The sequence below is a fragment of the Wolbachia endosymbiont (group A) of Volucella inflata genome, from assembly GCF_947250665.1.
Classification (GTDB): Bacteria; Pseudomonadota; Alphaproteobacteria; order Rickettsiales; family Anaplasmataceae; genus Wolbachia; species Wolbachia pipientis.
The window spans coordinates 799131-812635 of record NZ_OX366338.1; the positions used below are offsets into that span (position 1 = coordinate 799131).

General features: G+C 35.3%; 11 protein-coding genes, 1 tRNA gene and 2 pseudogenes. 4 read left to right on the forward strand and 10 right to left on the reverse strand.

What is annotated here, in order from left to right:
* Nucleotides 1-9: 9 nt before the first annotated feature.
* From lon to OOK85_RS04015, 5 genes are all read right to left on the reverse strand, one after another.
* Entirely contained in the window at nucleotides 10-2463 is a 2454-nt protein-coding gene (gene lon, locus OOK85_RS03995; RefSeq protein WP_264702212.1) for an endopeptidase La, read from the reverse strand.
* Between the two features lie 15 nt (nucleotides 2464-2478).
* Nucleotides 2479-3756, reverse strand: a complete 1278-nt coding sequence (clpX, locus tag OOK85_RS04000; protein WP_174515832.1) for an ATP-dependent Clp protease ATP-binding subunit ClpX — start codon at nucleotides 3754-3756, stop codon at nucleotides 2479-2481.
* Nucleotides 3756-4382: an ATP-dependent Clp endopeptidase proteolytic subunit ClpP gene (gene clpP / locus OOK85_RS04005; RefSeq protein ID WP_264702217.1), complete on the reverse strand. Its 627-nt coding sequence runs from the start codon at nucleotides 4380-4382 to the stop codon at nucleotides 3756-3758. The genes clpX and clpP overlap by 1 nt, the downstream gene beginning before the upstream one ends.
* Before the next feature lie 11 nt (nucleotides 4383-4393).
* Entirely contained in the window at nucleotides 4394-5728 is a 1335-nt protein-coding gene (tig, locus tag OOK85_RS04010) for a trigger factor (protein ID WP_264704176.1), read from the reverse strand.
* Between the two features lie 158 nt (nucleotides 5729-5886).
* A tRNA-Leu gene (locus OOK85_RS04015) sits at nucleotides 5887-5968 on the reverse strand.
* 140 nt (nucleotides 5969-6108) lie between these two features.
* Here OOK85_RS04015 and OOK85_RS04020 point away from each other — a divergent pair.
* Together OOK85_RS04020 and gshB are read left to right on the forward strand one after the other, a co-directional pair.
* The gene (locus tag OOK85_RS04020; RefSeq protein ID WP_236514819.1) at nucleotides 6109-6699 is read left to right on the forward strand and encodes a BON domain-containing protein; all 591 of its coding nucleotides are present in this window, start codon (nucleotides 6109-6111) and stop codon (nucleotides 6697-6699) included.
* A 60-nt stretch (nucleotides 6700-6759) separates the two neighbouring features.
* Nucleotides 6760-7689, forward strand: a complete 930-nt coding sequence (gene gshB, locus OOK85_RS04025; protein ID WP_264702220.1) for a glutathione synthase — start codon at nucleotides 6760-6762, stop codon at nucleotides 7687-7689.
* On the opposite strand, the gene murG is transcribed toward gshB, so the two are convergent.
* Nucleotides 7674-8705, reverse strand: a complete 1032-nt coding sequence (murG, locus tag OOK85_RS04030) for an undecaprenyldiphospho-muramoylpentapeptide beta-N-acetylglucosaminyltransferase (protein ID WP_264702222.1) — start codon at nucleotides 8703-8705, stop codon at nucleotides 7674-7676. The two genes, gshB and murG, sit on opposite strands and share 16 nt — an antisense overlap.
* A 69-nt stretch (nucleotides 8706-8774) precedes the next feature.
* Between murG and OOK85_RS04035 the strand changes: the two genes are divergently transcribed.
* Nucleotides 8775-9167 (forward strand): hypothetical protein, encoded by a 393-nt coding sequence (locus OOK85_RS04035; RefSeq protein ID WP_006279962.1) that lies wholly within the window; start codon nucleotides 8775-8777, stop codon nucleotides 9165-9167.
* 5 nt (nucleotides 9168-9172) lie between these two features.
* Here the strand turns inward: OOK85_RS04035 and OOK85_RS04040 are convergent.
* Nucleotides 9173-9661 (reverse strand): annotated as a pseudogene (locus OOK85_RS04040) (dihydrolipoyl dehydrogenase); the annotation flags it as partial.
* A 75-nt stretch (nucleotides 9662-9736) separates the two neighbouring features.
* Here OOK85_RS04040 and OOK85_RS04045 point away from each other — a divergent pair.
* Nucleotides 9737-10489 (forward strand): IS5 family transposase, encoded by a 753-nt coding sequence (locus OOK85_RS04045; RefSeq protein ID WP_264702164.1) that lies wholly within the window; start codon nucleotides 9737-9739, stop codon nucleotides 10487-10489.
* 92 nt (nucleotides 10490-10581) lie between these two features.
* Here the strand turns inward: OOK85_RS04045 and OOK85_RS04050 are convergent, their stop codons facing one another.
* The 3 genes and pseudogenes from OOK85_RS04050 to OOK85_RS04060 form a co-directional block, all read right to left on the reverse strand.
* Nucleotides 10582-11529, reverse strand: a complete 948-nt coding sequence (locus OOK85_RS04050) for an IS110 family RNA-guided transposase (RefSeq protein WP_264702207.1) — start codon at nucleotides 11527-11529, stop codon at nucleotides 10582-10584.
* Nucleotides 11530-12013: 484 nt separating this feature from the next.
* Nucleotides 12014-12154 (reverse strand): annotated as a pseudogene (locus OOK85_RS04055) (phage major capsid protein); the annotation flags it as partial.
* Nucleotides 12155-12532: 378 nt separating this feature from the next.
* Nucleotides 12533-13285 (reverse strand): IS5 family transposase, encoded by a 753-nt coding sequence (locus OOK85_RS04060; RefSeq protein ID WP_264702253.1) that lies wholly within the window; start codon nucleotides 13283-13285, stop codon nucleotides 12533-12535.
* Between the last annotated feature and the right edge of the window lie 220 nt (nucleotides 13286-13505).

A 13505-nucleotide genomic window follows, 5' to 3' on the forward strand; every position in this document is an offset into this window, starting at 1 on the left:
CTTCTTAATCTAATGCTTCAATGTTTCCGACATAGGAAAAGTATCATCTTTATTTTCTATAGAGGAAGGCACACTATTTTGATTATCATCACCATCAATTGGAGTAGTAGGGTGCATTAAAGCAACTTTCATAACTTCATCAATATTCTTAGCAAAAACTACGTTGATCCCCTCTTTGATGCTTGCCGGAATCTCTTGCATATCTTTCTCATTTTCACTTGGTATAATCACAGTTTTGATTGATCCTCTGAGCGCTGCAAGCAATTTTTCTCTTAAGCCCCCAATAGCTAAAACTCTACCACGCAATGTCACTTCGCCTGTCATAGCAACATTTTTGTTAACTGGTATATTCGTCATAAGAGAAACAATAGACGTACATACCGCGCCGCCAGCAGAAGGGCCATCTTTTGGTACAGCACCCTCAGGTACATGCAAATGTATATCATTATTTTGGAATTTTTCGGGCTTTATACCAAAAAATAAACAATTTGATCGAATATAACTATACGCAGCTTTTATAGATTCTTGCATAACCTCTCCAAGCTTTCCTGTGTATTTTATTTCTCCCTTGCCCGGAATTAGGACTGATTCTATCATCAAAATATCACCACCTGTTTCAGTATAGGCGAGCCCAGTTACTATTCCTACTAAACTCTCATTTTCCGCAATGCCAAAGGTATATTTACGTACCCCTAAATAATCTTGTAAATTGTCAACCCCTACGGATATTTTCTTATTTTTATCAGTCAATATTTCTTTAACTGCCTTTCTCATGAGCTTTGCAAGCTCCCTTTCCATACTCCGCACACCACTTTCACGTGTATATAAACGTATCAACTCGTATAACGCCTCATTAGTTATGTCCCATTCCTTCTGATACAAACCATGCTCCTTCTTTAACTTCGGAATAAGGTGGTGTGTAGCAATACTGATTTTTTCATCTTCAGTATACCCGGACAATTGTATAATTTCCATCCTATCACGCAAAGGATGTGGTAAATTTAAGCTGTTTGCCGTAGCTACAAACATTACACTTGAAAGATCAAACTCAACTTCCAAGTAATGATCCGTAAAGTGTTTATTGTGCTCAGTATCTAAAACCTCAAGTAATGCAGATGCAGGATCGCCACGCGAATCAGAACCCATCTTATCTATTTCATCAAGCAGAAAAAGCGGGTTGCATGAATTAGCTTTTTTCATGTGTTGAATGATTTTACCAGGCATTGAGCCAATATAAGTTTTCCTATGCCCTCGTATCTCAGACTCATCACGCACACCACCAAGAGCTATGCGAACAAAATCTCTTCCTACTGCTCTTGCCATAGACTTAGCTAAAGAAGTTTTACCAACACCTGGCGGTCCAACTAAGCAAAGTATAGGACCTTTTATCTCTTTTACTCTTTTTAATACCGCTAAAAATTCTATTATTCTATCTTTTACTTTCTCTATGCCATAATGATTTTCATCTAAGATTTTCTTAGCTGCATTTAAGTTAATTTTTGCATCTTTGTACTTTCCCCATGGCAACTCAAGCAACCAATGCAAGTAACTAGATATAACTGTAGCTTCAGGAGAAATGGGATTCATTTTCTTGTATCTCTTCAAATCAGTTATAGCTTTCTCTCTTGCTTCCTGAGAAAGCTTTGTTTCATTTATCTTTTTTTCAAATTCATTGAGTATATTCCCTTCATCACCATTCTCAAATTCGCCTAATTCTTTCTGTATAGCTTTCAATTGCTCGTTAAGGTAGTAAACTTTCTGAGTGCTTTCAACTTGCGATTTAATTGTCTTATATAAACGGTTTTGTGCGTTCAAAATACTCATTTCTCTCTCAATAAAAGCAAAAGCTTTTTTTAAACGCTCTTCTGGGTCATAAGCCTCAAGTATACTTTGTTTATCTGATACTTTTATATTTAAATGTGAAGCTACCGTGTCTACAAGTTGATCAACTTCTTTGATTTGATCAATGGAGTTAATGGCAACCTCGGGTTGATTTTTCTTGTTTAGCTTACACCAGCTATCGAACGCGTCTACAACAGACCGCCTTAAAGCTTCTAAATCAATATTGTCTTCATCTTCTTTATAATGATTGTCTAACTCTACCCTGGCTTGTAATAAAGTATGAGAGCTAATATATTCTACAACTCTTCCCCTTCTTATCCCCCGGATTATAACTTTTACTGCATTGTCAGGTAATTTTATTAATGGTTGTACAATGCTTGCTAACACACCTACTTCATAAAGATCTTCAGGCTCTGGATTATCAACAGAGCCATCTTTCTGTGCTACAAGAAAAATCTCATTTTGGTGATTACTACTACTTATTGCATACTCTAGTGCATTAACAGATTTTTCTCTGCCTATGAATAAAGGCACCATTATATTTGGAAAAATTACTACATCTCTTAAAGGTAATACTGGCAATGCAGTAAAACTAGAGCTTACAGCACGTTCAATGTTCATAATATATGCCTCAAATTAATCATTAACCGTTATAACATTGCCATTGTTATTATGATTAACCGTTGCTTTTCCTAATTCTACCATTTTCTTAGTGATTACTATAGTGCTACCTTCAAAGCCTCCGTTTCCAGATGTATACATAATGTCAAGCAAAAGTGACTCCAAGATAGCACGTAACATTCTTGCACCTGTTTTGTAGCTTATAGCCTTTTTAGCAATAGCTGATATTGCTTCATCTGAAAACTCAAGGTTTACTTTGCTAAACGCAAGCAATGCTTTGTACTGTTTTATTAGTGCATTCCTTGGCTCTGTCAACACATGTATTAAATCTTCATGATCCAGCTCATCTAAAACAGCAGTTATTGGAACCCGCCCTACAAATTCGGGTATTAAACCGAATTTGATTAAATCTTCAGGTTGAACATCATGTAAAGCATTCTTTTTCTTTTGCTCTTTAGACTGACTTATATCTGCTCCAAAGCCAACTGACGTTCCCTTTTTTCTCGCTTCAATAATTTTATCGAGGCCTTCAAAAGCTCCTCCACAAATAAACAGTATGTTACTAGTATCCACTTGTATAAACTCTTGTTGTGGGTGTTTTCGCCCTCCTTGTGGCGGAACATAAGCAACTGTACCCTCCATAATCTTAAGCAGAGCTTGCTGGACCCCTTCACCTGAAACGTCACGGGTTATTGAAGTGCTTTCAGATTTTCTTGTGATCTTGTCTATTTCATCTATAAACACTATACCACGCTGTGCTTTTGCAACGTCATAATTTGCAGCTTGTAATAAACGCGACAACACGCTTTCTACATCATCACCCACATAACCTGCCTCAGTTAAAGTTGTCGCATCAGCCATAGCAAATGGCACATCTGAAACTTTAGCAAGTGTTTTGGCTAGCAAAGTCTTACCAGAACCAGTGGGACCAATAAGCATTATATTTGACTTCTCGATTTCAATATCACTTATAGCATGAAATTGTACCATGGATTGACAATGGTTATACATAGCTACAGATAAAACGTGTTGCGCGTGTTCTTGACCTACAACATGCTTGCTGAGAAAGTTTTTTATATCCTCAGGTTTCTTTAGTAATAGCTTCATATCAGATATACGATCTGAATTAAAAGATCTATCTTTCTTTTGACTTATTGCTTTATGGGATAATTCTATGCACTCATTACAAATAAACACCTTTAAACCATCCGAAGAGTTAGTAATCAATTTATCTACTTCATCTTGCGCCTTGTTGCAAAAAGAACAGTAGTGTAAATCATTATTGTTATCCATTAACCCACCTTTTGTTTAACTTTAATATTTTCAATTTCAATATCTGTACGCTCAGCTATCACCCTGTCAATTAAGCCAATTTTCCTTGCTTCTTCAGGATCCATGAATTTATCTCTTTCCATCATTCCTTCAATTTTCTTCAGTGAATTTCCAGTATGTTTTTCATAAATTTGATTTAGTTTTTTCTTAACCCGCAAAATTTCATTAGCATGTATTTCTATATCAGTTGCTTGACCATGATAACCACCAGATGGCTGATGTATCATAATTCTTGAATGAGGTAGAGAGTAGCGCTTACCTTTTGTACCAGCTGCAAGCAATAAAGAACCCATAGACGCAGCTTGACCTATACATAAAGTTGAAACGTCTGGGTTTATATATTGCATTGTATCGTAAATCGACAAACCAGCAGTTACAACACCACCTGGTGAGTTGATGTACATACAAATGTCTTTATCGGGATTTTCCGATTCTAAAAATAAAAGCTGTGCTACTATTACACTGGCCATATTGTCTTCAATAGGACCTGTTACAAAAATTATTCTTTCTTTCACTAGTCTTGAATATATGTCATAAGCGCGCTCACCGCGACTAGTTTGTTCAACTACAACTGGTATAAGAGTCATACCTTTTCCTATTAAATATTATCAAATAATTCCTTTAATTCTTTCACAGAAACAATCTGCTCTTCTTTACTAACTTTTTCTATTATATAATCTGTCACTTTATACTCAAGCGCTTGCCCTCTAACTAATTCTTGAAATTGTTTATTTGATTCAAAATGCTTAAGTACTCTGTCAAATTGCACATCTTTACTGACATATTGATTTACAATAACACTCAAAACATCATTTTGAGTTAATGATATTTTATGTTCTGCACTAAATTTCATAAATAACATAGCAAGCTTTACACGTTTTTCAGCTTCTTTACGAGAATCATTTTGAGCACCCAATTCTCCTTCCATTCTTTGTTGCTCCTGTTTTACTATGTCTGTGGGTAAATCAAAACTATAATTAGCATCCAAATAATCAAACAGCTCCTTTTTAATTAAGAGATTTCTCATTTCGGTGCACTGATCACCAATCATTTTTTTTGCATGATTTATTAGCAAAGAATAATCTTTAAACCCAATACTCTTAGCTATTTCATCATCATTTTCAAAATCTTTGGCAATTTGAATCTCATTAATTCGCACAGAAAAATCAGCTTCCTGTCCTGCAAGGGAAATGGCTTGGTAATTTTCAGGAAATTTCAACTTAAAGTTCTTTGTTTCTCCCTTTTTCATACCAGTTAATTGATCTTCAAAACCATTAATAAATGTGCCAGACCCTAAATTAACGGCAAAATTTTTGCTACTTCCACCTTGAAAGAGCTTATTCCTAATCCGCCCTTCAAAATCAATTATCAATTTATCCCCATCTTTCGCTTGATAAGAAGCATCATCAACAGAGGCAAAATTGGGGAACTTTGTTTTGATAGAATCAATAAATTCTTTTATATCTTCCTCTTCAATCTTTGCTTCAATTTTCTTTAAGTTTATTTTGTCAAGATCTATCACTGGTACTTCAGGCATCGACTCAAAAGATAGCTTGTATACAAAATTGCCCTCCTCATTTTCTTTGCCCAGATCTGGTAATGATATAACATCAACCTTAGGATAAATGTGAGACTTGACTTCAATTTTTTTCATCAAATCACTTGAGCAATAATCAATTGTATTATTTATCACATATTCCAAAGCTTCGTTTTTATAATTTGCAACAACAAGGTCATAGGGCATCTTTCCAGCCCTAAACCCAGGTGATTTTGCATTTTCTGCTATCTCTTGCAACCTGGAATTTACCTTTTGTTTTATATAATCACTACCAACTGTGATTTCATACTCATACTTTAGTTTATCTATACTAAGCTCTTTGTAGGTATATACGCTACTTACTTCGACTGTATTTTGAGGTATATTATTAGACATCATAATTCATTTATTAATATTTTAATTCATATCTTAATAGAGCTATTTTACCAGAATTTAAGTTAAACACAATCCTTAAGAACAGATTTTTATACAAACAAAAGTGTATTTAGTGATTATAAATTTTCCCTTAAAACCTAAGTTACATGACTTTAAAGTGCGGATAGAGGGACTTGAACCCCCACGAGCAAGCTCACCAGGACCTAAACCTGGCACGTCTACCAATTCCGCCATATCCGCAAGAAATTTTCAGTACCCTATTATAGGTATTCCATTAAAAATATTCAAGGTTTAAAGTCTTACTTAATTTATGGTATTTACACAATCAAAAAAGCTTATTAACATTTCTTAATGAAAGCTCTAAACCCTGAAAATCAATAATGAGATTAATAACAAGCTTCTTACTCGCAATTTTTTTGATTACACAAAGTGGTTGCACAACCCTTATAATAGGTGGTGTGGTGGCTACAGCGACAGCAATAACAATGCAGGACAAATCCTTGGGAAATATCATTGATGATACGACTATGGTCATCAGAATTAATAAGGGGCTCTTAAAACATGGGCTATTTTCATCCATAAAGGTTAAAGTAAGTGAAGGAAGAGTATTGCTCATTGGAAGTGTTGACACTCCTGAAAAACAACTTACAGCAGAAAAAATAGCTTGGCAGCAAAAAGAAATTAAAGAAGTGATAAATGAAATAAGAGTAATACCAATTCAAATGGCTTCCATGCTAGACACCACTGTAGATGGCATGATAACAGCGGAAATAAGAACAAGACTCCTGGGAAAAAGAAATATTAAGTCAATTAATTATAGCGTTAATACGGTTGATAGAGTTGTTTATTTGATGGGTATAGCCCAAAATAAAGCGGAATTAAAAGCTGTAATAGCAATTGCAAGAAAAGTAAAGGGAGTAAAACAAGTTGTAAGTTATGTACGATATAGGTACAGTAAGTTACGCCATTAGGCAAAAATCGCTTTCAAATTATAACATTTGTACAATTGTGACAATAGGTAGAGAACATAAATGAAAGTTGCCTTTCAGATGGATGAAAATATAAATTTTGAAACTGACACTACATTCGTGCTAATAAAGGAAGCACAAAGGAGGAAGCACGAAGTTTTTGTCTATGCTCCTAACAATTTAGCACTAAAGCTAAACCATCCAATTGCGCTGGCTCAGAAAGTCAGCGTTGATGATTTTAGTTTTATCTCTAAAGAGGATGTAGCAATCAACTTGAATGAAATGGACATCATATTTATCAGACAGGATCCACCCTTTGATATGCGTTATATTACAACAACATATATCTTAGAAAAAACCGGCGCATTGGTAATTAACAATCCAACAGAAATAAGAAATTGTCCTGAAAAATTGATAACTTCATTATTTCCAGAGCTAATTCCGCCAACTTTGATTACTGAAAATATATCAATGATTAGAGATTTCTACTACAACTATCAAGATATTATTCTGAAGCCATTGTATAGTTATGGAGGAAACGATGTGATAAGAATACAAGATGAGAATAGTATTCAAGTAGTAGTGGATCTCATGATAGCAAAATACGAATGCCCTGTGATTGCACAATCATTTTGTAAAAACATAGATAAAGATAAAAGAATATTGCTACTTTATGGCCAACCAATTGGTGTAATGAAACGAATTCCAAAAATCAGTGGAGAGATCAGAACAAACATGCGACTTGGAGCAAGTTTTGAGCCCGCTCAAATGAACGATAGAAACAATGAAATATGTAACAAAATTGGTCCTGAATTAAAGAAAAGAGGGCTAATATTTGTTGGTATTGATATTATAGATGACTTCCTGCTCGAAATTAACACAACTTCACCCACGGGAGTAGTTTATATCAATAAATTGTATAATATATTGCTAGAAAAGGATCTTTGGGACGTGTTTGAAGAAAAAGCAAGCAGCCATCAACTAAACCTGTGAACAATCACCTTAACAAACTCAGTAGTCCCATTCTTTATCCCTGTTTTTTCTGTACTATTGGTCATATCACGCAATTTTTGAGAATTATTTAATAGATCAAATAGTACCTCTGTTAGATTTTTTTTTGCTTCACTATTCTGCTCAACTATTATAGCTGCTCTCGAGTCTTCAATATATTTTGCGTTATAAAATTGGTGATTATCTTTTGAGTAAGGGTAAGGAATATATATAGCAGAACGCCTAGCAAGAGTGATCTCTGCTATTGAAGTTGCTCCTGCTCTGCTAATTACCAAGTGAGCATTGGCCAGTCTATTCTCCATATCATCAAAAAATTCACTCAATTCACAATCGATCTTTTCACTTTTGTATAGACTCTTGACCTTGTTTACATTTTTCTTCGTACATTGCTGCGTCACTCTAATTTTCTTTTTCATTTTAATAGGTAAATCACAAATTACGCTGCTTACTATATCATCAAAAAAATTTGCACCTTGGCTGCCTGCTATGACCAATATATTTAGGATTTTCTCAGTGCTAGAATGGCTCTGTGCTTTTATATCAACAAAATTTCCTGTAAAAATACATTTATTGCCCTCTGCATATTTAGTCTCCGGAAAGCTGGTTGCAATTAATTTTGCACTCTTGAAAAAGAATCTATTTACTCTCCCTAAAACTGTGTTTTGTTCATGTAAAATTATAGGTATAGAAAGAACTCTTGCTGCAAGAAGAGTTGGAAAAGAAGCATAGCTACCAAAACCAATGACCGATTTTGGTTTTAATTTTCTTACTTGATACAGTGCTAACATAGAGCTGTATATCAAGAAAAGGAAAAACTTAAATTTGTTGCTGCTTGGTCTACGTAATGGTAAGGTGTAGCTTTCTATGTCGGTATTTTTATTTGTTTTTTTATCAGTGAATAATATGCAATTGTATCCTTGTGTCTTTAGTGCTTTTGCTAAAGCTATGGCCGGAAAGATATGCCCACCTGTGCCACCTGTTGCTAAAATAATATCCATCTGTAAATAATAAATCCTAGATTGTTAACTGTTATTTAACAATTTGCACGTAGAATTTTATTAAGCGTTATGATAGTTGAGTTAAAAATGCCTAAAAGTAATAGTAAAAAAGAACCTAATGAGAAAAATAAACCTCAAGAGCAAAGAGAAGGCAGAAGCGGAGGTTTTTTAGAACTGCTAAAAAATATAATAAAAATTCTTTTCAATTCGGTCGTTGACCTACCTGAGCACGAGCAGCATAATAAAATGAAAAGCACTAATCTACAACAAGGTTTGGATACTAAAGGAAAAGGCCCAGAAGATCTTCATCCAAAGGCAAAGCTTGAAGTTAAAGAAGCAGCTAAGGGATTGAAAGAAGAGTTACAGAATTCTGATGCTGGTGGTAATCAATCTATTGAAACTAAAGTGCCTAATCAAACTACTACTCAAGACATTGACAACTCTAAAACGATGGAACGTTAGTTCAACTATTTAACATCTGCAGCAAGCACTGATTCATGTATCATCTCTGAAATGGTTGGATGAGGAAAAATCGTAGATTTTATGTCGAAGTCTGTTCCTTCTAGTTGCTTTGCAAGAGCAAAATTGCTAATTAACTCCGTTACTTCTGCACCTATCATGTGGCTACCCAGAATTTCTCCGGTTTTTTTATCTATAATCGTTTTCACTAACCCTTCAGTTTCACTGAGTGCAACAGACTTACCATTAAAGTTAGAGTGAAATTTTCCTATTTTTATATCATACCCACCTTTTATTGCCTGTTCCTCAGTAAGGCCGATGCTCGCTATTTGTGGATGAGAATAAGTGCAATTTGGTATGCATTCTTTTTTTAACGCATGAGCATTTTTACCAGCAATCTTTTCAATGCAGATCACGGCTTCATGGCTCGCTTTATGTGCTAAACATGGTGGGCCAGCTACATCACCTATTGCATACACATTTGATTCACTAGGCTCTGTGGACAAAAAATATGAAAAGAGAGAAAAAGATGGTAGTTTAGCCTAATAGGTAAAAAATGGAGAAACTACCATATGCAATATTACATCAAAGAGGAAAATTGGAAACAAATTTTAGAGTTCATAAAAAGCGTAAAAGGAATGCACAGCAAAGATGAAAAACGTTTAAGAATATTCATAGAGGCAGTGTGGTACATAGTGCGAAGTGGTTGCCAATGGAGACTTTTACCAAAAACTTATGGTAATTACAGGAGTATACATAAGCGATTTAAAAGATGGTGTGAAAGAGATGTCTGGAAAAAATTGCTTGAATATACTAAACAAGAGCCTGATTTAGAAGTTGCTATAATCGACGGTACGATCATCCGAGGCCATCCATGTTCATCTGGATATACAAAAAACTCCAAGGATCAAGAAGCTTTAGGGAGGAGCAAAGGTGGCTTTACAACTAAAATACATGCGCTTGTCGATGCACTTGGAAATCCACTTAAATTTACTCTGACTCCTGGTCAAAGAAATGAAATTACGCAGGCACAAGTGTTGACCGAAAGTATCTATAACTCTACTGTAGTAGCTGACAAGGGCTACGATAGCAATGCCTTTGTTACAAGTCTTGAAGACAAGGGATGTACAGTAGTTATTCCGCCAAAACGGAATCGAAAAGTGCAAAGGTATTACGATGAGCATATCTACAAAGAACGTCATTTGATTGAGTGTTTTTTTGGTAAAATTAAAAATTTTAGGCGCATTTTTTCCAGATTTGATAAAACTGCTGAGGTTTTTATGGGTTTTCTCAATTTTGTTGGAGCTCTTGTATGGCTTCTCTAAAATTTTGTCCACAGAGCCTAATGAATATGTGCTTTAAGTCTGTGTGGACGCACATATTCATTAGCCGATTTCAGTTACCGTTGTGAAGATTTTTAAGTATGCAAATTAATTGCTTCTTTAAGTCTTGTATTAGCAATTACTATAATTTTAAGCATTAGGGCTGTTATAGCCACCATCTTCTTCTTACCACTTTCAACAAGCTTAGAATAAAAGGCGCCAAGTATAGATTTTGACCTTGTAGCAGCCATAGCGGCTGTAAAGAGCTTTGAACGAACGTTACTTCTACCACCTGTAATCCTTCGGTAACCAACAGCTTTACCACTTTCTTTTGGATGCGGTGCAACTCCGGCAAGACTTGCTACTTCTTTTCTGTTTAAGTAACCAAGCTCTGGCATTAAACACAAAAAATCTTGTGATAACTTTTTACCTATTCCAGGAACTGTTTTAAGAATTTTTTGGCGTTGTTGTAATTCGCGGCTTTCATCAATAATCTTTTGTATAGTATCATTGAGTTCGTTTATTTGACTATCGAAAAACTCAATGGTCTTTTGACAGCTTTCTTTTATATGATCATTTTCCGGTGCTTCAAGTCTGCATTTTTCTTGAGTTCTCATTTGCGTAATATCATCACGACGTTGACAAAGTGCAGCCAAAGTTGATTGTTCTGTAGAGGTAGGTACAAATAGAGAGATAGTTCTATGGCGTTCAAATCCATATTGAGCAAGAGCTCTTGCATCTGATCTATCAGACTTTGCTAAAGTTCCGTGAGATAAAATAAAGCTTTTTACTTTACGAGTATTAGCTCGATGCACGGCAATATTTTTGTCGGTAAGAAAATGTGATAAGCCAAGCTCATATTTCCCTGTATTTTCTAAAGTCACTAAAGCATTAGGTAGAATATCTGAAAACTCTTGAAATAATTGTTGCCAACCAGAAGCATTATTATCAAATTCGACAGCATTCTTCTGTTTGTGAATTGCAACGACATTTTTAAATTTTCCGATGTCAATGCCAATAAAATTTTGATAAGATGTAACCATAATAAACCTCGATAGTTTTAGTTAATTTAAGATTGTAAACGGGTGCATATATATGTCCCAAGCAACTATTCAAACGTATCGAGAGATAGGGCTAGCGTACCTTGATACCAACGGTTGTAATACCAATTTCCTTTCGGTCGCGCACGCCCGTGATAGCCCTATTCCTAGTGAGCAGGGTTATCTTTCTCTCTTATCTCTTTTATATCACGTTTTTAACTTACAACTCCTACATATAATTTGTAATAGGGAAACGCTTCAGCTTGGAACGGTTGATAGTACAATCTCCTAACCGAGGTAGTCTAAATGACTCCATCAATGATTTGACCGTTCCTTCCAAAACCATCCTTGCATACGGGCACTTAGGCACCATTGAAAATGTCGGTCATAACTGCAAAGGCGCTCCCTGTACAACTATACTTGAAAACTACTAAAAACTTAAATTTGTGTGTTTCTTTCTGATTTGACAGATTTCGTCTGTTCGATGCTTGCATAGCTGCTCAATTGTTGCAGAATCAGCACGCCCTTTGCTTTCAATTTCTTTTAGTTTGCGATCATTTATTAATTTAAATTGCTCCCATGATGAAGCGAGTTCATTGATACGGTGAGCGATATCGGTAAGTGACATAATAGCCTCCTTTGAAAATAAAATAAAAATGGAAATAAGGTAATAGGAATGGCATCCATAGATGTTTCCCACAGTTGTACGAATATTGCAATATGGTACATAGTAAATGATGTCATTCCAGTGCTCCCTTTCTTGTCATCCCAGTGCTTGACACTGGGATCCAGGAATTTTAATTATAAGAAAGCACACTAATTAATAAGTATAAAAGTAGCTGGAAAATAAACATTTTTGATATGGAAAGCTGGATTCCAGTGTCAAGCACTGGAATGACACCCCACTGGTGGTCTAAACTACAATATTCGTACAGTTAGTGCGACCCGAAAGTCGTGATTTTGTGATGGTTAAATTCCATCTTCCCTAGGCTCTGTGGACAAAATTTTAGAGAAGCCATACAAGAGCTCCAACAAAATTGAGAAAACCCATAAAAACCTCAGCAGTTTTATCAAATCTGGAAAAAATGCGCCTAAAATTTTTAATTTTACCAAAAAAACACTCAATCAAATGACGTTCTTTGTAGATATGCTCATCGTAATACCTTTGCACTTTTCGATTCCGTTTTGGCGGAATAACTACTGTACATCCCTTGTCTTCAAGACTTGTAACAAAGGCATTGCTATCGTAGCCCTTGTCAGCTACTACAGTAGAGTTATAGATACTTTCGGTCAACACTTGTGCCTGCGTAATTTCATTTCTTTGACCAGGAGTCAGAGTAAATTTAAGTGGATTTCCAAGTGCATCGACAAGCGCATGTATTTTAGTTGTAAAGCCACCTTTGCTCCTCCCTAAAGCTTCTTGATCCTTGGAGTTTTTTGTATATCCAGATGAACATGGATGGCCTCGGATGATCGTACCGTCGATTATAGCAACTTCTAAATCAGGCTCTTGTTTAGTATATTCAAGCAATTTTTTCCAGACATCTCTTTCACACCATCTTTTAAATCGCTTATGTATATTCCTGTAATTACCATAAGTTTTTGGTAAAAGTCTCCATTGGCAACCACTTCGCACTATGTACCACACTGCCTCTATGAATATTCTTAAACGTTTTTCATCTTTGCTGTGCATTCCTTTTACGCTTTTTATGAACTCTAAAATTTGTTTCCAATTTTCCTCTTTGATGTAATATTGCATATGGTAGTTTCTCCATTTTTTACCTATTAGGCTAAACTACCATCTTTTTCTCTCTTTTCATATTTTTTGTCCACAGAGCCTAGACATCGGGGATAATGTATGTCTCACATTTTAGAGAGTGGCAACCTCTAGGATGCAAGCATGAGATAAAAGCAGGTAACACTAAACCTTATAGTGAATCCCTGCAAACAGAGTTAGATATGGTTACGAGAGGAACCAA

Bases quoted from the DNA above. Each gene is read 5' to 3' on its own strand.
- lon (WP_264702212.1), bottom strand. From the start codon at position 2,463: ATGAACATTGAACGTGCTGTAAGCTCTAGTTTTACTGCATTGCCAGTA.
- clpX (WP_174515832.1), bottom strand. From the start codon at position 3,756: ATGGATAACAATAATGATTTACACTACTGTTCTTTTTGCAACAAGGCG.
- clpP (WP_264702217.1), bottom strand. From the start codon at position 4,382: ATGACTCTTATACCAGTTGTAGTTGAACAAACTAGTCGCGGTGAGCGC.
- tig (WP_264704176.1), bottom strand. From the start codon at position 5,728: ATGTCTAATAATATACCTCAAAATACAGTCGAAGTAAGTAGCGTATAT.
- OOK85_RS04020 (WP_236514819.1), top strand. From the start codon at position 6,109: ATGAGATTAATAACAAGCTTCTTACTCGCAATTTTTTTGATTACACAA.
- gshB (WP_264702220.1), top strand. From the start codon at position 6,760: ATGAAAGTTGCCTTTCAGATGGATGAAAATATAAATTTTGAAACTGAC.
- murG (WP_264702222.1), bottom strand. From the start codon at position 8,705: ATGGATATTATTTTAGCAACAGGTGGCACAGGTGGGCATATCTTTCCG.
- OOK85_RS04035 (WP_006279962.1), top strand. From the start codon at position 8,775: ATGATAGTTGAGTTAAAAATGCCTAAAAGTAATAGTAAAAAAGAACCT.
- OOK85_RS04045 (WP_264702164.1), top strand. From the start codon at position 9,737: ATGCAATATTACATCAAAGAGGAAAATTGGAAACAAATTTTAGAGTTC.
- OOK85_RS04050 (WP_264702207.1), bottom strand. From the start codon at position 11,529: ATGGTTACATCTTATCAAAATTTTATTGGCATTGACATCGGAAAATTT.
- OOK85_RS04060 (WP_264702253.1), bottom strand. From the start codon at position 13,285: ATGCAATATTACATCAAAGAGGAAAATTGGAAACAAATTTTAGAGTTC.